This window comes from Rhizobium sp. RM, from assembly GCF_013390595.1.
In the GTDB taxonomy this organism is placed as follows: domain Bacteria; phylum Pseudomonadota; class Alphaproteobacteria; order Rhizobiales; family Rhizobiaceae; genus Agrobacterium.
The window spans coordinates 942,249-964,220 of sequence record NZ_JACAWV010000022.1 but is presented as its reverse complement, the minus strand read 5'-3'; the positions used below and the strand labels follow the sequence as shown (position 1 = coordinate 964,220).

Sequence of the window (21,972 nt, the reverse complement as noted above, 5' to 3'; positions counted from 1 at the left end):
CGCTACGCGAGATCGCCTAGAACCGCTTTTCAAGCCAGGTAATCGACTGGCCACTGGAAAGCGGTGAGAGCGCACCGATCCTGGTGAAACCCGAGCGCTCGTAGAGCCTGAGAGCGTCGGGATTCATCGTGTCGATGTAAGCACCTATACAACCACGGTTTTTTGCCTCTTCCTCGGCCATGGCGAGAAGTTTGGGAGCTGTTCCCTGTCCGCGCATATCTTCGGGCACGAACAGCAACTGCACATAAAGCCAGCCGCGACCGGTGTACCCAACGAGGCCGCCGGTTACGGTGCCGTCATCGTTGCGGATGGTGATGAGGAGCTCACGCCGATCACTCTCGCCAAAACGGGCGACATTATATGCCACCAGCGGGTCACGAATCGCCTTTTCGGCTTCCGCATCCGCGACGTCGCTCAAGATAAAATCCATTTTCGGCCTTCCGTGGAATTGTCTTCACGGAAGAGGAAATGAACCATCCCTGCGTCTCGCGCAATTGCGAATAGGGAGTCATGTGCTGTTTGCGAAAGCCGGTTTTACCGGCCTTCGCGCCACCAGAGCGCCGAGAAGGCAAGGAGGAGGGCAGCAAGGCCCGCAAACCCTGCAAAGAGTGGCAACGTATTCACGCCCTTCAGGACCGTCTCATCGGTCATGCGGATCAGCATGCGATCGTCATCAGCGACCCTGATATCCCCGCGCACCGGCAGGATATCGGGAAGTGCAACGCGACCTGAATTATCGGCGACACGATGAATGCTGCCCTTGGTGGCATCCACCAGCGGCCGCAGGGTTTCGGTGGTGGAGATCATCGCCTTGAACTCCGGCGCGTCGACTGCACCGACATGGACGAGGGTGGTAAAATCACCGTTCTTGATTTCGAACAGGCCCGTTTCGTCCATCCGCCGCTCGATCTTGTAAAGACCGGGTTCGGTGCTGGTGAAGGTCATGTTTTCCGTCTTGCCGGACGGGAAGGTAACCGAGGCCTGGCCTGGATCGTCACCGATCGTCTGACGGGTGATTTCCAGCGTGCGGCCATTGGCGCGCGCTGTCAGCGCCTCTTCCTCGAGTTCCGGTTCCTTCATGAGCCAGTGCGCGATGCGCCGGTACAGTGCAACGTGCGGGCCGCCGCCTTCGAAACCGCGCGCCCAGAGCCAACCCTGGTCTGACAACAGCATCGCGACGCGGCCTTCACCCTGACGGTTGAGGACGAGAAGCGGATCTTGTCCGTCGCCGAGCATCACGGTCTGGCCCTGCGGCGGGTCGACGCTGATGGTGCGGAACCAGCGGCCCCAATGCGGTGGCTCTTCACCGGAACCATCCAGACCACGGGTGACGGGGTGTTTCTTGCCGGCTTCTGAAAGGCGCGGATAGAAGGCAGACTGATGCACTTGTCCAGTCGGCTGGGCTGGCAGTACGGAAGCAAGCGGCGTCATGGCGATCGAATCCTGCCCGGCATGTTCCGGACCCGCCGCGATCAGCAGGGCACCACCCTTTTCGACGTATTGGGCGATGTAGTCATAATAGAGGATCGGCAGCACGCCACGATGCTGGTAGCGATCGAAGATGATGAGATCGAAGTCCTCGATCTTTTCCACGAACAGTTCGCGAGTGGGGAAGGCGATCAGCGACAGTTCGTTGATCGGCGTACCATCCTGTTTCTCCGGTGGGCGGAGAATGGTGAAATGCACGAGATCGACGGAGGCGTCGGATTTGAGAAGATTGCGCCAGGCGCGTTCGCCTGCGTGAGGTTCTCCTGAAACGAGCAGCACACGCAGGTTCTGACGAATGCCTTCGATCAGATGAACGGCGCGGTTGTTGGCGGTTGTCACCTCGCCGGGAAGGCCTGCGACCGAGAACTCCATGACATTGTTGCCGCCGCGCGGTACCCGGAAGCTGAACGGCGTCGGCTGACCGGGCGTGGCCTGTAGCGTCGCGATTTCCTCACCGTTCATCTTCACCGTCACCTCGGCGGAGCCGCCTTGCGAACGGCCGTCGTCGAAAACGCGGAAGGTCAGTTGCTGTTCTTCGTTGACGATGCCGAAGCGGGGGGCGCGGACGATTTCGATACGGCGATCGAATTCATCGGCCTTACCGGTAATCAGACCATGTATCGGAGCGCGGAAGCCGAGTGCCTGCTCCGCGTTCGGCGAGGCATTCGGAATATCGTGGATCTGTCCGTCGCTGAGGAAAATTGCGCCGCCGATGCGAGACGGCGATACGTCCGAGACGGCAGAAGAAAGAGCCGAGAAGAGCTGCGTCGCCGGGGCATCACTTTCGGCATCGTCACGCACTTCGACGATGCGGGGTTCAATGCGTGGAAAACGCGACAGGCGATCACGCAGGCTCGCAAGAGCCTGATCCGTCATCTGTGGCCTGTCCTGCACGTCCTGGCTTTGCGAACGATCGACGATGACGGGAACGATGGTCGAGAGCGGCTCACGTTCTTCGTTGGTCAGAAGCGGATTGGCGATGGCAAGCAAAAGAGCGGCGAGCGCCAGCCCGCGCAGCCATGCACCGCGAACACCACGCCACAGGCCGATAACGGCGAGCGCCAGCGCGGCAACAGCAAGAACGGCAATTACGATCCAGGGCAAGAAGGGGGCGAAGGTCAGGTTCATCTCATTGCCCCAGTCGTTCGAGTAGGGCCGGAACGTGAACCTGGTCAGCCTTGTAGTTGCCGGTCAGCATATACATCATGATGTTGACGCCGGAACGGAAGGCGTGTTCACGCTGCAGTTCGTCCGGTGGCACAGTCGGCAGAACGGGAGCACCTTGCTGATCGATCGCCCATGCGCCGGCGAAATCATTGCCTGTGATCATGATCGGCGTCACACCATCGCCCGATGAAGACAGGCCAGAGGTTGTCTTCGCAGCACCCTGGCGGGACTCGACCCAGAGCGGTGAGCCATTGTAGCGCCCCGGGAAATTGGTGAGCAGGTAGAAAGAACGCGTCAGAACATGGTCTTCCGGCACCGGTTCCAGCGGTGGAATATCGATATTGGCGAGAATGGCCTGCAGGCGTTCACCATTGGGCGTCGAATTGCCATTGTCGAGCGACGAGAACTGGTCGCGCGTGTCGAACAAGACGGTTCCGCCCGCCCGCATATAAGCGTCGATCCGTGAAATAGCGGCGCTGGAGGGCATGGGGGCGGTCGCGGACACAGGCCAATAGATAATCGGATAGAAGGACAATTCGTCCTTTGAGATATCGAGGCCGACCGGTTGGCCGGGTTCCAGCGTCGTGCGCCAGGTCAGGAACTCGCTCAGACCCTGCAATCCCTGTTCCGAGATGCGATCCACGTCATCCTCGCCGGTGCGGACATAAGCGAGATGGGTCGTGTCCAGGCGTTCGAAGATCTGTTCGTCACCGGATTTGGGATCGTCAGCACGCGCCTGTTGCGGCGAAAGGGTGGCGAGGCCTGATAAGGCAAGAAGCACGACGGCGGCGGCTGAGCCACGTGTCTTGGGGAAACGCGCGAAAGCGCCGTTCATGAAAAGCACGATCAGGCTGTCTGCCACCAGCATGAGAAAGGCGGCGATGAACAAGGCGGGGCGTAGCGATTTTGCCGTTTCTCCAACCAGTGCCTCAGTCGTCGATGCTCCCGCAGGCGTCGTGTTCATTGGACGAAGCGTTGCTCCGGCGGGAAGAAGATTGAGCGCCACGAAGCCGTCCTCCGTACCATAAAGGCCAGGTGGGTTGTCGAAACCTGTACGCGGTTGCTGTCCAGCGCGGATTTCAAGCGGGCGGGCAGAGCCGATTTCCGCCGACAATGCGCCCTCTGCCGTCAGCAGGCGATAGGGCGGCAAAGCTGCTGCAGGCGCATTGGCGGAGGCCGATGCGCCGCCTGCCTGTGATAGCTGGACGATGCGGCGAAGCATCTCGACGAAATGACCGGAGATCGGCAGGTCCGACCAGCTTGCTTCAGCGCTGACATGGAACAAAACGATGCGCCCGGCTTCGATATTGCGCGTTGTCACGAGCGGCGTGCCGTCGGCGAGGCTTGCCCATGTGCGTTCGGCAAGGTCAGGCGTCGGCTCTGCAAGAACCTGCCGTTTGACAAGGATGCCGTCGGCTTTCGGCATGCCTGCAAAGGCGCCGAAATTGGGGAAATCGGCCAGCGGCTGCGGCTCGGCCCAGGAAAGTGCACCGCCGAGCGCGCGTTCACCCTGACGAAGCGTAACGGGAACCAAAGGATCGTCTGCCGGGGCAGCGGCAAGACGCGGTCCCGCGAACCGGATCAGCGTGCCACCACCTGCAAGCCAGCTCTGCATCGGCTCGTAGGTTTCCTGCGGTAAACGACCGATGTCCGCCATAACGATCACTGACGGATTTGACTGCAGAATTTCCGGAATTGCCTGCGAGAGATCAGCTTGCCTTTGCGGGATCAAATCCGCATAGGGCTGGAGGGCGCGGCTGATATAATAGAGTGGCTGCAGGAGCGGTTGGAAGTCGTTGCCGGTTTCTCCAGCAAGCAGCGCAACACGGCGGCGACGGAAGCCGTCATCGAGAAGATGCGCTGAACCGGCGGTCGAGACGCCCTCAAGGGAGAGGCGCGCAAAGTCATTGCGCAGTTCGAAGGGCGCTTCTACGGTTGCCGTTGTCTCGGCATTTCCTACGGCGAAATCTGCAACGCCGTTCGCGAGAATACGGCCCTGGCTGTCCTGTGCATTGACAACCAGACGCTCCGGCGATGAGGCTTTGAGCCGCGAGACGATCACGCTCATTGCATCGGCATTGTTGGTCGCGGCAGTAATGGCCGTAACGTTATTGCCGTCACCTTCGACAAAACGAAACTCGGCAGGTGATAGGCTAGCAAATGTTGCAAGTGCCGTTTCGTCCTGCGGTGTTGCCACACCGTCGGCGATATAGACAAGTGTGCCTGGCGTCGTGCCATTCAGCGCTTCGGTCACGGCCTCGGCTGTCCGCGTTCGATCCGGTACCAAAGGTTTCGGCCTTGCTGCCGCAAGTTTCTCCAGCGCAACAGCCGTCGTTGAGGGGACGGCATCATGGTCTGCATCCGCGGTGAAGCTGATCGACACCGGCCGTTCGGCCCGTTCCGCATCGCCAATCAAGGCTTTTGCGGTTTCGACACGGCGATCCCAATCCGGCGCCGCCGCCCAACTGTTGTCGACGACCATCACCAGAGGTCCAGTGCCCGCCAGCGTATTGTTACGCGGGTTCATCACGGGATCGGCCAGCGCGAGAATAACAGCCGCGGCCAAAGCCATGCGCAGCAGCGTCAGCCACCACGGACTTTTCGAGGGCGTTTCTTCCCGCTTCAGCACGGTGGCGAGGATTTTCAACGGCGGAAAGATTTCCGCCTTCGGACGTGGCGGAGTGAGCCGCAACAACCACCATATGGCTGGCAGCGCCAGAAGACCGAAGAGAATGTAGGGACTGGAAAAAACGAACGGCAGAAAGCTCATCGACGACCACCGCCTTCCGCCGGAGATCCGGACAGATACATATGGACGGCGACAAGCGCTTCGGAGGCGAGATGGTCAGTGCGGTGGAAGACGAAGTTCCAGCCGAGACGACGCAGCGATGACGACAAGGCTTCGCGGCGGGCGAGGTACGCTCGGGTGTAGTCCTCACGGATCGTTTCGGCCCGGCCGGCTACGAGTTTCTCTCCCGTTTCCGGGTCCGTAAATTCTGTACGGCCGAAATAGGGGAACATCTCCTCTGCAGGATCGGCGATTTCGACGACATGGCCGCGAAGGCTTCGGCGCGCCAGCGGCGAGATGCGTTCCATGACGCTTGCCGCATCATCGAGAAAATCACCGATCAGAACGATATCGCTGGCGCCACGGATCATGCCTGTTTCAGGCAGACCATTCGTCACCGGTGCGTGCATGATGGCGGTGGCGAGGCGCTCCGCTGCGTTTCTGGCCGAAACCGGCTCCATGATGCCGGGACACCCGATGCGCTCTCCAGATCTGGCGAGAATTTCCGCCAGCGCCAGCATCAGAACCAGCGCGCGGCTTTCCTTGGAGACAGTGCCGAGCGTCGATTTATACATCATCGACGGTGACATATCGGCCCAGAGCCAGATGGTATGCGCCGCTTCCCACTCCCGCTCGCGCACATAGGTATGATCGTCGCGGGCCGAACGCCGCCAGTCGATCCGCGACAGGCTTTCACCTTCCGCGTAGGGGCGGAACTGCCAGAAATTCTCACCGACACCGCGTTTGCGGCGTCCGTGCCAGCCGGCTATGACGGTATTCGCGATACGCCGCGCTTCCACCATGCAATCGGGAACAAGGGCTGCGCGTTGCTGGGCGCGCGCCAATACCTCGGCTCCGGGTGTCTGCTTTACGATCTGGCCGATGGACGCCACATGCGCTCCTTTTTAACAATCCGGCGTTTTAGTCCCTTGCCTGCTCTACCAGTGCAGCGATCACATCACGGACCGACATACCCTCTGCGCGGGCCGCGAATGTCAGTGCCATACGATGCTCCAGCACAGGTTCAGCCAGCGCGTAGATATCATCGAGTGACGGCGCCAGCCTGCCTTCGTAGAGTGCCCGGGCACGGGCCGTCAGCATGAGAGACTGTCCGGCACGCGGACCCGGTCCCCATGCAACGTTCTTGTCGGTCAATTTGTTGCCATGCCCCGGCCGCGCGGACCGAACCAACGACAAAATGGCATCCACAACCTTGTCACTGACAGGCATCTGCCGGATGAGTGTCTGAATATCCATCAGCCGTTCCGCATCGATCATGCGGCGGGCTTCTCCGGAAGCCATACCGGTGGTGTCGAGAAGAATCTGGCGCTCTGCGGCAAGATCTGGATAGTCGACATCGACCTGCAGCAGAAAGCGGTCAAGCTGGGCTTCCGGCAGCGGATAGGTACCTTCCTGCTCCAGAGGGTTCTGGGTGGCAAGAACGTGGAAGGGCTTGGGCAGGTCGTAATGCTGGCCGGCAACCGTGATGTGGTATTCCTGCATGGACTGCAGCAGCGCCGATTGCGTGCGCGGGCTGGCACGGTTGATTTCGTCGGCCATCAGAAGCTGGGCAAAGACCGGCCCCTTGATGAAGCGGAAAGAGCGGCGGCCGTTTTCGTCCTGATCCATCACTTCAGAACCGAGAATATCGGATGGCATAAGGTCAGGCGTGAACTGAATGCGGTTCGCATCAAGGCCAAGAACGGTGCCGAGCGTGGTGACGAGTTTTGTCTTGGCGAGGCCGGGAACGCCGACGAGCAGGGCGTGTCCGCCTGAAAGAATGGCAAGAAGCGTATTCTGGACAACTTTTTCCTGGCCGAAGATGACTTTGGACACCTCCGCTCGGATCGCAGCTATATCGGACAACGCCTTTTCGGCGGCAGCGACGATGGCTTTTTCGTCGAGGGTTTCGCCGGTATTCATCACGCCCATGTCGTTCTCCTCAAAACCTTCGCTCCGGCACGGATTTCGCACTGCATATAGCTTATTGCTCTCTTGCCCGCTGACAAGCACCATCAGAATGACTATCTCGTGACTTACACAGCCTAATGTTTCCTTATCGGCAAAGCGAGACTCGAATATGGCACTGGAAACAATTCATTCGGCGGGCGATGCAGCGGGGCTGGCGGCCATGATTTCCCGCGCCGCGGAGCAGACAGGTGACGCCAAGCGTGGGCCTGCGCCGGTCGAGCGCTGGAACCCGCCGTTTTGCGGGAATATCGACATGGAAATCCGTGCCGACGGGACATGGTTTTACATGGGAACGCCGATCGGACGAGCGCCGTTGGTGCGGTTATTTTCGACCGTTTTGCGCAAGGATGAGGACGGTCAGACCTATCTCGTAACACCTGTGGAAAAAGTCGCCATAAAGGTGGCCGACGCACCTTTCATAGCGGTCGAGATGATTGTGACTGAAAAGGAGGGTGAGCCACGCCTGGCGTTTCGCACCAATGTAGGCGACGTGGTGGAGATCGGCGAGGACCATCCGCTGCGATTTGAAATCGCTGGCGAAAACAACGAGCTGAAACCGTATATTCTGGTGCGTGGAAGGCTCGAAGCACTGGTGTCGCGTGCGGTGATGTATGATCTGGTCGCATGCGGCGAGATTGTGGATATGGATGGTCGCGCCATGTTTGCGGTCCGTTCGGGCAAAAGCGTTTTTGCCGTGATGCCGGCAGATGAACTGGAAGCACTTTCGCAATGACTTTGAAGATATTGGACTTTTCGGCAAACGATTTCCGTCGGCGCGTGCTGCGGGACGGTGAGGGTGTTGCCGAACAGGAACTTGGAGACCATGTGCTTAATCCGGGTGTCGTTCTCTCGGGAAACGGCATCCGGCTGAAGGATGCTGCCGTTCTCGTGCCCGTGGTCGATGAAGGGGATGATGCGCGGGTGATCTTTACCCAGCGGACGGCAACCCTGCGCAAGCACTCCGGCCAGATTTCATTTCCGGGCGGCGGTATCGACGCCGAAGACCGCACGCCGGAAGATGCTGCGTTGCGTGAGGCCGAAGAGGAGATCGGTCTGGCGCGATCCTACGTGGAAACCGTTGGACGTCTGCCAGACTATATTACCGGGACGGGATTTCGCATCAAACCGGTGCTCGCCGTCATACAGCCGGGTTTTCACCTGACGCTTAACCCGGACGAGGTGGACGATGTCTTTGAAGTGCCGATGTCCTTTTTGATGGACCCGGAAAATCATGCGCGCGGAAGCCGGATGTTTCAGGGGAAGGAGCGTTTTTTCTACGAAATGTCCTATGGCGAACGTTATATTTGGGGCATTACCGCGGGCATCGTACGAACAATCTACGAAAGGTTTTATGCATGAGCAGCGTCGCCGGGCGAGACTGGTTTCAGAGACCGGCATTGGAGCGCATCTTTGCGCTTTTGAATGCGGACGGAGGCGAAGTGCGTGTTGTCGGCGGTGCGGTACGCAACGCCTTGATGGGTTTGCCGGTTGGCGACGTCGATATGGCGACAACATTGACGCCGGATGTGGTGGTTGCTCGTGCGAAGGCTGCGGGTATCAAGGCGGTCCCGACCGGTATCGAGCATGGTACCGTCACGCTTGTGATCGACGGTGAAGGCTTCGAAATCACCACATTGCGCCGTGATGTCGAAACCAATGGCCGGCATGCGCAGGTTGCGTTTGGCACCGATTGGCAGGCTGATGCAGAACGACGTGATCTGACGATCAACGCCCTTTATGCCGACCACAGCGGAGCGGTGATCGATCTGATCGGCGGTCTTGCTGATATCGAGACGGGAACAGTCCGGTTTATTGGTGATGCGGCGACGCGGATCGCTGAGGACTATCTGCGCATCCTGCGCTTTTTCCGCTTCTTTGCGCATTACGGGTCGGGCCGTCCCGATGCCGATGGGCTCAGAGCCAGCGCGCGCGCCAAGGACAAGCTGCAGACGCTCTCCGCAGAGCGGGTCTGGAGTGAAATCAAGAAGCTGCTGTCGGCGACCGATCCGTCGCGGGCGCTTTTGTGGATGCGCCAGTCCGGTGTGTTGGCGGAAGTGCTGCCGGAAACGGAAAAATGGGGCATCGATGCCATTCACGGCCTTGTGGCTACGGAACAAGCGCTCAACTGGGCGCCTGTTCCATTGCTGCGGCTTGCCGCCATTGTACCACCGGATGGTGAAAGGCTGACTACGCTCGCCAGTCGTTTGCGGCTCTCAAAAGCCGAAGCCGCATTCCTCAATCATTGGGCCAGTGCGCCTGCAGTCGATTCCGATATGAAGGAGACGGCACTTGATCGTCTGCTTTACCGTCAAGGTGTCGATGGTGTGAAAGCTCGGCTCAAGCTGGCGCTCGCGTCAGCCCGTGCCGATCTGTCCGCAGGTGAGGCCGCTATGCAGAAGGTCGCGCGTCTCTCGACACTGCTTGCGCGTGCAGAAAAATTCCAGAAGCCGAATTTTCCATTGAGGGGTGCGGACGTGATGGCAGCGGGCATTGCTGCGGGTCCCAAAGTCGGAGAAGTGCTGAAAAGCCTCGAGGACAAATGGATCGAGGTCAATTTCGCTCTAGACCGGTCGGCGCTTACCGCTCGGCTGAAAGATATGGTCGAGAACTGACGTTAAAAACAAATCGTGCCGCGATCTTCGGATGGCGGCACGACTGGACTGTGTTGACGTGTTTTGGCTGAGGTCGTTTCCGACTGCGCCAAAATCAAGCCGCGTTGGCTTCGTTGCGAATGCGCGCCTTGATGTTTTCGATCATGTTTTCGCGGATCACTGTTTCGCCATGAGCCGTTTTCATGTGCTCTACCGTGCGACGAACCACTTCCGCATCGTCTTCTGCGCGCGTGTGCCAGCCGCAGCCGGGAACAAGCGTTCCGCATTCAAACAACCGCATGGTCGTACCTCCCTGTAATGACCAGGGACAACGCGTGCACTGCCAGGAGCTTCGTTGTCCCTGTGGAGCATCTCGTTGGAAACGCTCCACTTGCCTGCGTAACCATCCCGTCAGGAACACCTCTGTTTTCTGTGCGGTATGGTATGACTGAAACGAACTTTTCCCGGTTCGGTTCCGGGTTCCCGCCGAGAGCCGGCTTTATTCAGGCATTGCCCAGCACTGGAACACGGATGATGTGCTGGCGGCCGGAACCTTCGCGAGAGCCGGCTCGTCGTTAGCGACCTGGTTTGTCACGCGCTCTCTGGCGAGGGTGCGTTTCACCTGATCAACATAGAACGAAATCGGCAGCTCACGGTCGCCGCTGGCGCGCATTTCTGCGGCTAGGCGTTCGATCAGTTCCGGAGTTTCAATGGAATTTTGCTCTTCCTTGCGGGAAGAGGACATAGGCATGCTGTTCGAAGTAATCATGACGATAGCTCCTCCAGTACGTCTGCGAGGAGGAGACTAACACTGCCTTTATATTTCCATAAGTCCTAATTTACGGTTTTTTTCGTCGCAGGGCTGACAACCGTCAAAATTTCGTGAGCTTTTTACGGCCAGCGCACGACAGGCGGGAGGGACGAAAGAATCGATTCCACATTGCCGCCGGTCTTGAGGCCGAAAATCGTGCCTCGGTCGTAGAGAAGGTTGAATTCGACGTAGCGCCCACGGCGAATCAACTGCTCATCACGGTCCGTTTCCGTCCACGGTTGGTTGAAGTTGGCGCGAACGATTTTCGGGTAAACCAGATTGAAGGCGCGGCCGACATCCTGCACGAAAGCGAAATTGGCGTTCCAGTCGCCTTTGTCTTCATCCGGGTGCAGCCAGTCGAAAAATATGCCGCCAATGCCGCGCGCTTCATTGCGATGAGGCAAGAAGAAGTACTCGTCGCACCAGGTCTTATAGCGCGGATAATCGGCGACCGCGTGACGGTTGCAGGTGATCTCGAAGGCGCGGTGGAAAAGTTGGCTGTCCGCGTCGTCCTGGGTGCGTCTACGGTTCAGAACAGGGGTCAGGTCGGCGCCGCCGCCAAACCAATGGCTGGAGGTCACGACCATCCGGGTGTTCATGTGAACGGCTGGAACGTTTGGATTGACAGGATGAGCGATCAAGGAAATGCCGGAGGCCCAGAAGCGTGGATCTTCCTCGGCGCCTGGTATCTGCTTGCGGAACTCGGGAGAAAATTCCCCGTAGACGGTTGAGGTGTGAACGCCGACTTTCTCGAAGACGCGGCCGTTCATCATCGACATGATGCCGCCACCACCGGCGCCATTGTCGCGCAACCACTGCTTCTGGACGAAACGTCCCGGTTCCTGATCGGATAGCGGGCCGGATAGATCGTCTTCCAGCGTCTCGAAAGATGTGATGATGGTGTCGCGCAGGTGTTGGAACCATGCCTGGGCAGCGGCCTTCTTTTCCTCGATGTCTTCGGGCAAGCCCTTCGGCAAAGATGGCCGTTCCATGTCCACTCTCCTGTCATGGTGGTCGGTTATTCAAACAAGCTGCGTCTACAGCATAGGTGCGGAAATCGGAATCGATTTCTGCAACGCTGATACGCAGATTATGTCGGTGCTTCCTTTGCAAGCCGAAGAGGGCACTCAATGCTCTTGCCGGACGGGCGAAGCAAACCTCGACTCGTAAAGTCAGTTTGCTTGCACTATCTTGCTGAGTGAAGGTGCCACAGGTGAATGTCATGACGAAATTTACCGGACCGCCCCTCGATGGGCTGAAGCGCAGGATTGCCAACCACCGCAAGGAAAAGGCAAGCGAAAGTCTCGATACGGCCAAGAACGGCATGTTCGTTCGTCAGACCTTCTGTCTCGGACGCGAAGAGGCCCGTGCGAAGGCGCGAGAATGGTTTGAAGCGTTTCCGAAAGCGGCTTACTGGACAGAAGTCGAAAGCTGGCGGCAGCTTGAAGGTGATCGCATCGAGTTCACCATGAGACGACTGCCTTCCGCCGATTGACATCAGGCGTGCGGCTCGGCGTGACGCAGGCGGCTTTCGATCAGAACACCACTTTCATCCAGAATGGGATGGGCAACCGAAACGATATGGGCGTTGATCCGCTTCAGGTCGCGCAGCATATCGAGATGGAGTGAACTGGTCTGCATGCTCTCCGCCAGACCGTCGCGCAGCCGCTCAAGATGGCGGGCAGAGGACCGCTTTTCGAGATGACGGATATCCACCTTGCTTTCCATCAGGCGGCGCGCAAGATCAAAGTCACCTGTGACCAGAATGCTCTGCGCTGAACGAAGGTTCTCGATTGTCATGTCGAACAGGGTTTTCAATTCTCCATAGCCGTCTTCAGAGAATTTAAAGCCGTTCAGAACTTTCTTGCGGATCTGCTCGCACAGGCCTTTTTCGATGATGTCGCCGATATGTTCGAGATTGATCGCATAGTCGATGATGGCGATCGATCGACGTGCATCATCGGCGTCCAATCCCTTTCGCCCAAGCTTGGAAAGATAGACTTTCACCGCTTGCTGTAGGGTGTCGACCCGTTTTTCCAGAGCTGAAATTTCCTTGAGCGGGTCCAGATCATTGTGTTTGAACGCATTTTCCGCACGGATGAGCATGCGTTCGATGGTATCTCCAACGCCGAGAACTTCACGTGTTGCATTCGCGAGCGCCACGACCGGCGTTTCCAGTGCCTGTTCGTCAAGGAAGCTTGGACCGTCATCGTTTCTCGCGTCATCCGGCACCATTTTGGCCATCAGGTCGGAAATGACGCTGGAAAAGGGCCATGCCAATGCAGCCAGCATGACGTTGAAAATCAGGTGAGCATCAACAGGCAGTTTCGCTGGCGACAGCGGCAACGTCTGCAACAACGTTGCGCCATAGGACGCCAAGGGCAGGGCGACAATGCAGCCGATGGTGCGCACGACAAGATTGCCGATGGTGATGCGCCTTGCCGAGGCCGGGGCGGAGAGGGTGGCAATGACCGGAGGTATGGCGCCGCCGAGATTTGCGCCGAGGATGAGGACGATAATGAGGCCGGTCGATAGGGTTCCCGTCGCCGCAAGCGAAAGAATAAGGACGACAACCGCAAGGCTGGAGGAGGACGCGAACGCCAGGACTGCAGAAAAGATCAGTGCCACAGGCCATGCGCCATCGAGAAGGCTGATAAAGACGGCGAGTGCTGGTGATGCGCGCATCGGCTCAGTCGCGCCACTTAACAGATGAAGTGACAGAAGCATCAGGCCGATGCCAATGACTGCCGTGCCTCCGCCCTGACGAGCGTTTGAACTGCCTTTTTTGAGGATGATGCCGGTCAGAATCAGCAAAGGCGAAAGCCATTCGACGCCTGCGGAGACAATCCAAGCCGTCACGGCTGTTCCAACATTGGCGCCCAGGAGCACAATCTGCGCCATGCGCGGGCGAATAAGGTCGCGCTCGGCGAAGGACGCGACGGTCAATGCGGTTGCCGTAGAGCTTTGCAATGCGACGGTCGCCAGAAATCCCGAAAAAAACGAGCGTGGTCCGTTCTGGGTACCAGTCGACAGCACGCTTCTCAGCTTCATGCCGAAGGCGCGCGTAACGCCATCCTTGACCTGAGCCAGGCCGAAAAGCAGCAGCGCAACTGCGCCGAGAAGGTTGATGATGACAATTGTGGACTGCATTCAACGTCTCCTCGCATCCGCCATTGTTCTCTTGGCGAAGGCGAATTTTATTGTCCGGCTAAGGAGTATAGCGCCGTAAATGTCTGAAAAACAGGTCGGGTTGCGACAGTTTTTCAGGAAAAACGGTCATGCCGGAATCTGTTTGTCAGGCCCAGGCGGTCTGACGCATGGCCTCGCCAGTGATCATTGCCGCAGACAGGGCGACGTTGATCGAGCGCTGACCTTCTACCATCGGGATGATAACACGCTCGTCGGCTTTTTCATGGACATGGTCGGGAACGCCGGCACTTTCTCGTCCGAAGAGCAGAATATCATCGGGTCGATAGGCGATTTTCGCGTAAGGCAAAGCGGCCTTTGTGGACGCGAGGACAAGCCGTCGACCGCTTTCAGCCCGCCATTCTTCGAAACGTTCCCAGGTGACATGGCGGGTGAGGGCTGCCGTAGCAATATAGTCCAGTCCTGCACGCTTGAGATTGCGGTCGGAAATGTCGAAACCTGCCGGTTCGATGATGTCGACGCCGATGCCGAGGCACGCGGCAAGGCGCAGGATGGTTCCGGTATTGCCCGCTATGTCAGGCTGATAAAGAGCGATACGGATCTCTGACATTCTCTGGTCTTTCCATTATTTCCCAAGGCACTAACACACGGCCTGGGTGTAACGGAAGGCATAGGGACGGCTGCAGTATCATGCGTTTGCACTTTTTTCGGGCAATAGGCTGGCGTTTCCCTGTTTTTTGCGGTAGAAAGCTGCCATCTTCAACACCAGCCGAGGGAGGTTTCCATGCATATGAATATTCGCTACCGCCTCCCAGCCATGGCCGTGCCACTGCTGGCTTAGGTGTTTCTTCGCGGTCCACCCGCAATTTCCTTTTCCTGATTCGTCATGTGGCTGTCACGGCCACGTTCCAAGACTGTCCCGCTTCGTCGTTGGCGCTATAATTGCGTTTCACCGACTTCAACGATGAGGCGATTGTTTGCCGGAGCTTGGCCTATGTTTGGCTGGTTTGAAAAACGCCTTGATCCTTTTCCCGCTTCGACGCCCACCGTGCCGCCGAAGACGCTGTTGCCGTTCCTTTGGCATTACGTGAAGCCCGCCTGGCCGTGGCTTCTTCTGCTCGGCCTGATGTCGATGGGCATCGCGGTTGCGGAAGCGATGCTCTACAAGTTCCTCGGCAATATCGTCGACTGGCTGTCTACGGCCAATCGCGAGACATTCTTTGCCGATGAAGGATGGCATCTGATTGCCATGGCCGGTCTGGTACTGTTCCTGCTGCCACTCATGGGCGCTATCCACACCATGACGATGCACCAGACGCTTGCCGGTAACTTCGGCATGATCGCGCGCTGGAAAATGCATCGTTTCCTGCTTCGCCACTCGATGACGTTTTTCGCCAACGAGTTCGCGGGTCGTGTTTCGACCAAGGTGATGCAGACGGCGCTGGCGATCCGTGAAGTCGCGTTGAAAGTAATCGACGTGTTCGTCTACGCGATCAGCTTCGTTGTTTCGATGCTATTCATGGTTGCGGCGGCGGACTGGCGGCTTGTCATTCCGCTTCTGGCGTGGCTTGGCATCTATATGTGCATTCTTGCCTATTTTGTGCCGAAGCTTGGGCGCCTGGCGCAGGAACAGGCGGACGCTCGCTCGATGATGACCGGCCGTATCGTCGATAGCTACACGAACATTTCGACGATCAAGCTGTTCTCGCACGCGGGTCGTGAGGAAAGATATGCGCGTGAAGGGATGAACGTGTTCCTTGGAACCGTCCATCGCCAGATGCGCAAGATTTCCGGCTTCAACATCCTGATCGACCTTAACAATGCGGTCGTGTTGTTTTCCACTGCGACACTGGGTCTGTATTTCTGGATGCAGGGGTCGGTAACAGCGGGTTCTGTCGCCATTGCGGTCAGCCTTGCCATGCGTGTCAACGGCATGTCGCAGTGGATCATGTGGGAAGTGACGTCACTGTTCGAAAACATCGGCACCGTTTACGACGGTATGTCGATGATGACCAAGCCGCACGATATCGTCGATGCGCCGCAGGCTCCGCAACTGGCAGCGCCGAAGGGCGCTATCCATTATGACAACGTTCGCTTCCACTACGGGAAGAACAAGGGCGTGATCGATGGGCTGACGCTCGATATCAGGCCCGGCGAGAAGGTCGGTCTGGTCGGTCGCTCCGGTGCCGGCAAGACGACGCTGATGAACCTGTTGTTACGTTTCTACGATCTGGAGGCGGGCAGGATCACCATCGACGGGCAGGATATCTCCACGGTGTCGCAGGACAGCCTGCGTTCACTGATCGGCGTGGTCACGCAGGATACGTCGCTGCTGCATCGCTCCATCCGAGACAACATCGCCTATGGTCATCCAGAGGCGACGGATGAGGAGATCATTGCAGCGGCGAAACGTGCCAATGCCTGGGACTTCATAGAGACACTGGTGGACATGCAGGGTCGCCATGGTCTCGACGCGCAGGTGGGTGAGCGTGGCGTGAAGCTTTCGGGCGGACAGCGCCAGCGTATCGCGATTGCCCGGGTGTTCTTGAAGAACGCACCAATCCTTGTTCTCGATGAGGCGACCTCGGCATTGGACAGTGAAGTCGAAGCGGCAATTCAGGAAAATCTGTTTGCCCTGATGGAAGGCAAGACGGTGATTGCGATTGCCCACCGGCTGTCGACATTGACCGAAATGGACCGGCTCATCATCCTCGATAAAGGCCGGATCGTCGAGGCTGGAAGTCATGCCGAACTGGCGGCAATGGGCGGTATCTATGCCGATCTTTGGCGGCGCCAGTCCGGCGGCTTCATTGCCGATCACGAGGCCGATGTGGCGGCTGAATAAGAAAAATCAGAGGGCGGGAAGCATTTTCCGCCCTTTTTCATGTCTGCAAATATTACCGAAATATAATCCGCCGGGGTCGCCTGTGCGGCTGTTCCCTCAAGCAGAATCCGCCTATATCCGAAACATGGTCATGACGCGCATCTTCGAGTTCTTCGAGAACTGGATAAAGCCTTTCGCCCGTAAGGACGATCTGAGGCCGCCGGAAAGCACATTCTCCTTCATCTGGTTCTATGTCTCGCAGGCGAAGGCGCCATTCTTTGCCATGCTGGTGCTTGGCGGCATGACTGCGGCCATCGAAGCGGCGCTGTTCTGGTTCGTTGGACGCCTTGTCGATATTCTGGCGACGGTGAAACCGGGCGAGGGATGGTCAGGATTGCTGGCCACGCATGGAACAGAGTTATTCGGCATGCTCGTCCTGATTGCTGTCGTACGTTTCATCGTGACGATGATAACGGCTCTGGTTGATCAGCAGATCATTACGCCGGGTTTCTACAACCTGGTGCGTTGGCAATCCTATATGCATGTCGCGCGACAATCGCTGAGCTTCTTCCAGAACGACTTTTCCGGACGGATCGTCACAAAGGTCTGGTCTGGAGGCCAGGCGGCAGGTGACCTCGTCACGTCGCTGATGGAAAGCGTCTGGTTTGTTGGCATCTACTCCGTCTCGATGCTCTTCCTGATTGGCGGACTGGACTGGCGGCTGGCGGTGGTCGTGCTCGTCTGGGTGGTGATCTTTTCGATGCTGGCACGCTATTTCGTGCCGCGTATCCGCTACCACTCAAAGGAGACCGCGGAAGCCGCGTCCATGCTGTCGGGCCGCATGGTCGATGCTTACAGCAATATTCAGACACTCAGGCTGTTCGGACGTGATGATGCCAATGACCGCTACATGCGGCAGGGTTTCGATATCTTCCAGACCACCACCATGACCTTCACGCGTTTCATCACTGGCGTGCGGGCTTCGATGGCGCTGCTGTCAGGGGTGATGATCACGTCAATGGCCGCGCTCTGCATGCATCTATGGCTGACCGGCAAGATCAGTTCCGGTGCCGTTGCCTTCACGCTGGCACTGGTGTTGAGACTGAACTTCCTGCTCGGGCGATTGATGACCCAGTTCAACGGCATCATGCGCAATTTCGGTACTGTGCAGAACGCTGCAGAGCTGATCTCGCAGCCGATCGATCTAGTCGATGCGCCTGACGCCACTGTTCTTTCCGTTCGCAAGCCTGCGATCCGTTTTGATAATGTCAGTTTTCATTACGGCCGCAGCGGCGGCGTCATCGACAATCTCAATCTCGACATTACTGCGGGCGAGAAGGTCGGTATCGTTGGCCGTTCAGGCGCAGGAAAATCCACGCTGGTCAACTTGCTCTTGCGTTTCTACGACGTGGAGAGCGGCCGTATTCTCATTGACGGACAGGACATTTCAAAGGTCACGCAGGAATCGCTGCGCGCCCATATTGGCATGGTGACACAAGACACTTCGCTGCTGCACCGCTCGATCCGCGACAACATCATGTTCGGTCGGCAGGATGCGACGGAGGCACAGTTGCTGGAAGCCGTGCGGCGAGCCAAGGCGGATGATTTTATTGCAAGGCTGGAAGATCAGCGCGGTCGCAAGGGTCTGGATGCCCATGTCGGTGAGCGCGGTGTGAAATTGTCTGGCGGTCAGCGCCAGCGCATCGCCATCGCACGCGTCATGCTGAAAGACGCTCCCATTCTCGTGCTCGACGAAGCCACCTCCGCACTCGATTCCGAGGTGGAAGCTGCGATCCAGAGCAATCTGGACGAACTGATGCAGGGGAAGACAGTGTTGGCCATTGCGCATCGTCTGTCCACTATTGCTGCCCTTGACCGGTTGATCGTGATGGATCGCGGTCGCATCGTCGAGCAGGGTACACATTCCGAACTCGTCGCATCCGGTGGACTTTATTCCGAGCTTTGGGCACGGCAGTCCGGCGGTTTCCTGGCCGCAGATGAGGCCGCGCAATAAACTGCTGTCGTTACTGTCCGATCATGAAATCGGCAACAAGACCGTAGTGATTGGAGCCGAGATTGTCTGCCAGTCGGGTGGTTTTCATCAGCATTGCCGGTTCGCGGGCGAAAATGTGATCGATGGCAATGCCGAAGCTACCGGCCTCGATCGGCCATGTTGCCGGTTCCCAAAACGCTTTTTTCAGATCGTTTGAGGCCAGAAAAGCGCGCATATCCGGTGCAATGCTTGCCGAATTGAAGTCACCCGCCAGAATGAGCGGTCCTGTGACCTTGAAGATCAGTTCGCTCACTTCATCCAGTTCGTCACGGTGATAGTCGTCAAAATAGGGCTTGGTGATATGACCTGCTGCAAGTGTCAGTTCGGTCCCTTCGAAATCGATCTGGGCCATCGCAAAACGGTCGCGGCGCAGATCGCTCAGGCTGTGGAAGTGCCCTTCATTCAGCGGCCGCTTCGACAGGATCAACAGGTCGCAGGTCGGGGTGCCCTGGTAACATCCCAGCCTGTAGGGGTAGGTCAGGGACAGTCTCGGCAGGACCGATTCCAACGCGCCAGCCTCGAAAACATAGGCTGCATCCGCATTTGAGGCGAGAATTGTGTCGGCGATGGCATCTGCATTGGCGGCGTTTTCCATCAACACGTTGAATGACAGCAAGCGAAAGGGCTTTGCGTCTGCAGGCGGGGAGGCGGAAGTGGAGAATTCCAGCATCATGGCGAGTGCGTGGCCGCAAAGCACCAGCGACCAGACCACGAGAATGACGGATATGGCGTTACGCGCCGCCCAAAAAACCAGCAAAGACAGCAGGATGCAGACAACAGCGATGTGAAGTTGGAAGCTGTTGACGAAGGCGAGTAGCCAAAAATCGGTGATATAACGCAGGCTTATTATAAAAAGCGCGCCCAATATCGCCGAGGAAGCCATGCAAGCGAGCTTCGCCTTCATACGAATTCCTGCTTTCCAAGCTCTCCCGCCCCGTCTCCTAACATGCCGTAGAACCGCGCACAATGTTGCATGGCTGTCGAACGCAGCGGAAATCGCGAAGCAAATGAGGCCCTAGGGACAGAATTACGGCAGCTTTGTGTGCTTTGCTCTTGCCAAGTCCGTCAATATTTTGCGATCAAACACAATGACGCGGATTCTATCTGCCGCGCACATGACCCGAGACGAGGGATGGAGTTTGTCTTGGATCAAATCATAGCGGGAGGACTCATGCGATCTACGGCAAAAACAGCGCAGAGGATGGTGTAGCGGTGAGCGAGCACGTAACCAATCATGACGCATCGGGTGAACCGACCCGTCGCGATTTTCTATATCTTGTAACCGGAATGGCGGGGGCTGTTGGTGCCGCTGCCGTCGCATGGCCATTTATCGACCAGATGCGTCCTGACGCATCGACGCTGGCGCTTGCCTCTATCGAGGTGGATGTGGCAGCCGTCGAGCCGGGCATGTCTTTGACGGTGAAGTGGCGTGGTAAGCCCGTCTTCATCCGCAACCGCACGGAAAAGGAAATCGAAGAGGCCAAGGCCGTGGCTCTTGCCGATCTCAAGGACCCTGTGGCCCGCAATGCCAATATCGCCGCTGACGCGCAGGCAACCGACATCGACCGTTCCGCCGGAGAGGGCAAGGAAAACTGGATCGTTATGATCGGCTCCTGCACGCATCTTGGGTGCATTCCGCTCGGCCAGGCCGGCGATTTCGGCGGATGGTTCTGTCCCTGCCATGGCTCGCACTACGATACGGCGGGCCGCATACGCAAAGGCCCGGCGCCGCAGAACCTTGCGATTCCGACATTTGCATTCACATCCGATACCGTACTCAAGATCGGATAAGGGGACAGATATTCATGAGTGGTCATTCCAGTTATCAACCGTCCACCGGCATCGAGAGGTGGATCGATTCGCGGCTTCCTTTGCCGCGCATGATCTATGACAGCTTCGTTGCCTATCCGGTCCCGCGTAACCTGAACTACGCCTACACGTTCGGGGCTATGCTGTCCGTCATGCTGCTGGTGCAGATCCTGACGGGTGTAGTGCTTGCCATGCACTATGCTGCGGAAACGACGGTTGCCTTCAATTCCGTTGAAAAGATCATGCGCGACGTCAACCACGGTTGGCTGTTGCGTTACATGCATGCAAACGGCGCATCCTTCTTCTTCATCGCCGTTTATCTTCACATTGCCCGTGGTCTCTACTACGGCTCCTACAAGGCGCCGCGCGAGATTCTCTGGATTCTCGGCTGTGTCATCTTCTTGCTGATGATGGCAACGGGCTTTATGGGCTATGTTCTGCCCTGGGGTCAGATGTCCTTCTGGGGCGCAACCGTTATCACCGGCTTCTTCACGGCTTTCCCGGCCGTGGGCGAGTGGATTCAGCAGTTCCTGCTTGGTGGTTTTGCCGTGGATCAGCCGACGCTGAACCGCTTCTTTGCGCTACACTACCTGCTGCCCTTCATGATCGCGGGCGTCGTGATCCTGCACATCTGGGCTTTGCACGTGACCGGTCAGACAAACCCGACCGGCGTTGAAGTGAAAAGCAAGACCGATACGGTTCCGTTCACGCCTTATGCGACGTTGAAGGACGCGCTTGGCGTCTCTGTGTTCCTGATCGGTTATGCCTGGTTCGTGTTCTACATGCCAAACTTCCTCGGTCACCCTGACAACTACATCATGGCAGATCCGTTGAAGACACCGGCACATATCGTGCCCGAATGGTACTTCCTGCCGTTCTACGCCATGCTGCGCGCCATCACTTTCAATATCTGGATCATCGATTCCAAATTGGGTGGCGTTCTCGTGATGTTCGGTGCGATCGTCGTGCTGTTCTTTCTGCCTTGGCTCGATACGTCGCGTGTCCGTTCTGCCGTCTATCGGCCGTGGTACAAGATGTTCTTCTGGCTGTTCGTGGTCAATGCGATCTTACTTGGCTGGCTGGGCTCGCGCCCTGCTGAAGGCAGCGGTCTGATCGGTCTGATTTTCGGTGGCGACCTGAAGGGCAACTATGTCGGCTATTCGCAGCTCGGCACGCTTTATTACTTCGGTTTCTTCCTCGTCATCATGCCGATCCTCGGCCTTGTCGAAACGCCCCGGCGTATTCCGAACTCGATTACCGAAGCCGTTCTCGAAAAGAGCGGCAAGAAGTCGGCCGCTTCTGCGGCTGCCGAAGCGTGATCGC

General features: G+C 57.8%; 19 protein-coding genes. 8 read left to right on the top strand and 11 right to left on the bottom strand.

Annotated features, from left to right (window positions below; all coding sequences use genetic code 11):
• Positions 1–16 precede the first annotated feature (16 nt).
• The 5 genes from HWX89_RS21220 to HWX89_RS21200 form a co-directional block, all read right to left on the bottom strand.
• The gene (locus HWX89_RS21220) at positions 17–430 is read right to left on the bottom strand and encodes a GNAT family N-acetyltransferase (RefSeq protein ID WP_138791115.1); all 414 of its coding nucleotides are present in this window, start codon (positions 428–430) and stop codon (positions 17–19) included.
• Positions 431–534: 104 nt separating this feature from the next.
• Entirely contained in the window at positions 535–2,616 is a 2,082-nt protein-coding gene (locus tag HWX89_RS21215) for a hypothetical protein (protein ID WP_138791114.1), read from the bottom strand.
• Between the two features lies 1 nt (position 2,617).
• The gene (locus HWX89_RS21210) at positions 2,618–5,425 is read right to left on the bottom strand and encodes a DUF4159 domain-containing protein (RefSeq protein ID WP_138791113.1); all 2,808 of its coding nucleotides are present in this window, start codon (positions 5,423–5,425) and stop codon (positions 2,618–2,620) included.
• Positions 5,422–6,336: a DUF58 domain-containing protein gene (locus HWX89_RS21205; RefSeq protein ID WP_138791112.1), complete on the bottom strand. Its 915-nt coding sequence runs from the start codon at positions 6,334–6,336 to the stop codon at positions 5,422–5,424. The genes HWX89_RS21210 and HWX89_RS21205 overlap by 4 nt, the downstream gene beginning before the upstream one ends.
• Before the next feature lie 28 nt (positions 6,337–6,364).
• Positions 6,365–7,375, bottom strand: a complete 1,011-nt coding sequence (locus HWX89_RS21200) for an AAA family ATPase (RefSeq protein ID WP_138791111.1) — start codon at positions 7,373–7,375, stop codon at positions 6,365–6,367.
• Between the two features lie 148 nt (positions 7,376–7,523).
• Here HWX89_RS21200 and HWX89_RS21195 point away from each other — a divergent pair, with 148 nt between their 5' ends.
• Genes HWX89_RS21195 through HWX89_RS21185 form a run of 3 tightly spaced genes read left to right on the top strand, consistent with a single transcriptional unit; the run spans position 7,524 to position 10,026 of the window.
• Positions 7,524–8,147, top strand: a complete 624-nt coding sequence (locus HWX89_RS21195; RefSeq protein WP_138791110.1) for a DUF1285 domain-containing protein — start codon at positions 7,524–7,526, stop codon at positions 8,145–8,147.
• Positions 8,144–8,773 (top strand): NUDIX hydrolase, encoded by a 630-nt coding sequence (locus HWX89_RS21190; protein ID WP_138791109.1) that lies wholly within the window; start codon positions 8,144–8,146, stop codon positions 8,771–8,773. Before HWX89_RS21195 ends, HWX89_RS21190 begins: the two co-directional genes overlap by 4 nt.
• Positions 8,770–10,026: a CCA tRNA nucleotidyltransferase gene (locus HWX89_RS21185; protein ID WP_138791108.1), complete on the top strand. Its 1,257-nt coding sequence runs from the start codon at positions 8,770–8,772 to the stop codon at positions 10,024–10,026. The genes HWX89_RS21190 and HWX89_RS21185 overlap by 4 nt, the downstream gene beginning before the upstream one ends.
• Before the next feature lie 94 nt (positions 10,027–10,120).
• On the opposite strand, the gene HWX89_RS21180 is transcribed toward HWX89_RS21185, so the two are convergent.
• The 3 genes from HWX89_RS21180 to hemF all read right to left on the bottom strand — a co-directional run bounded on the left by HWX89_RS21180 (position 10,121) and on the right by hemF (position 11,808).
• The gene (locus tag HWX89_RS21180; protein WP_138791107.1) at positions 10,121–10,306 is read right to left on the bottom strand and encodes a DUF1059 domain-containing protein; all 186 of its coding nucleotides are present in this window, start codon (positions 10,304–10,306) and stop codon (positions 10,121–10,123) included.
• 198 nt (positions 10,307–10,504) lie between these two features.
• A complete protein-coding gene (locus HWX89_RS21175) occupies positions 10,505–10,774 on the bottom strand; it encodes a hypothetical protein (RefSeq protein WP_138791106.1) in 270 nt (89 codons plus the stop codon).
• Between the two features lie 122 nt (positions 10,775–10,896).
• Positions 10,897–11,808, bottom strand: a complete 912-nt coding sequence (gene hemF, locus HWX89_RS21170; RefSeq protein WP_138791105.1) for an oxygen-dependent coproporphyrinogen oxidase — start codon at positions 11,806–11,808, stop codon at positions 10,897–10,899.
• Positions 11,809–12,038: 230 nt separating this feature from the next.
• Here hemF and HWX89_RS21165 point away from each other — a divergent pair, with 230 nt between their 5' ends.
• Positions 12,039–12,311, top strand: coding sequence for a hypothetical protein (locus tag HWX89_RS21165; protein WP_138791104.1), 273 nt, complete (start codon positions 12,039–12,041; stop codon positions 12,309–12,311).
• A 2-nt stretch (positions 12,312–12,313) separates the two neighbouring features.
• Here HWX89_RS21165 and HWX89_RS21160 read toward each other — a convergent pair whose 3' ends face one another.
• Positions 12,314–13,966, bottom strand: a complete 1,653-nt coding sequence (locus tag HWX89_RS21160) for a Na/Pi cotransporter family protein (protein ID WP_138791103.1) — start codon at positions 13,964–13,966, stop codon at positions 12,314–12,316.
• A 145-nt stretch (positions 13,967–14,111) separates the two neighbouring features.
• The gene (locus HWX89_RS21155; protein WP_138791102.1) at positions 14,112–14,573 is read right to left on the bottom strand and encodes a tRNA (cytidine(34)-2'-O)-methyltransferase; all 462 of its coding nucleotides are present in this window, start codon (positions 14,571–14,573) and stop codon (positions 14,112–14,114) included.
• Positions 14,574–14,957: 384 nt separating this feature from the next.
• Between HWX89_RS21155 and HWX89_RS21150 the strand changes: the two genes are divergently transcribed.
• Positions 14,958–16,808 carry an ABC transporter ATP-binding protein gene (locus tag HWX89_RS21150; protein ID WP_138791101.1) on the top strand — a complete coding sequence of 617 codons (1,851 nt, stop codon included), beginning with the start codon at positions 14,958–14,960 and terminating at the stop codon, positions 16,806–16,808.
• A gap of 124 nt (positions 16,809–16,932) precedes the next feature.
• Positions 16,933–18,801, top strand: a complete 1,869-nt coding sequence (locus HWX89_RS21145; protein WP_138791391.1) for an ABC transporter ATP-binding protein — start codon at positions 16,933–16,935, stop codon at positions 18,799–18,801.
• A 10-nt stretch (positions 18,802–18,811) separates the two neighbouring features.
• Here the strand turns inward: HWX89_RS21145 and HWX89_RS21140 are convergent, their stop codons facing one another.
• A complete protein-coding gene (locus HWX89_RS21140) occupies positions 18,812–19,744 on the bottom strand; it encodes an endonuclease/exonuclease/phosphatase family protein (protein WP_138791100.1) in 933 nt (310 codons plus the stop codon).
• 308 nt (positions 19,745–20,052) lie between these two features.
• Between HWX89_RS21140 and petA the strand changes: the two genes are divergently transcribed.
• On the top strand, positions 20,053–20,631 hold the full coding sequence (petA, locus tag HWX89_RS21135) for a ubiquinol-cytochrome c reductase iron-sulfur subunit (protein WP_138791099.1): 579 nt from the start codon (positions 20,053–20,055) through the stop codon (positions 20,629–20,631).
• A 14-nt stretch (positions 20,632–20,645) separates the two neighbouring features.
• Positions 20,646–21,968, top strand: coding sequence for a cytochrome b (locus tag HWX89_RS21130; RefSeq protein ID WP_138791098.1), 1,323 nt, complete (start codon positions 20,646–20,648; stop codon positions 21,966–21,968).
• Positions 21,969–21,972: the final 4 nt, after the last annotated feature.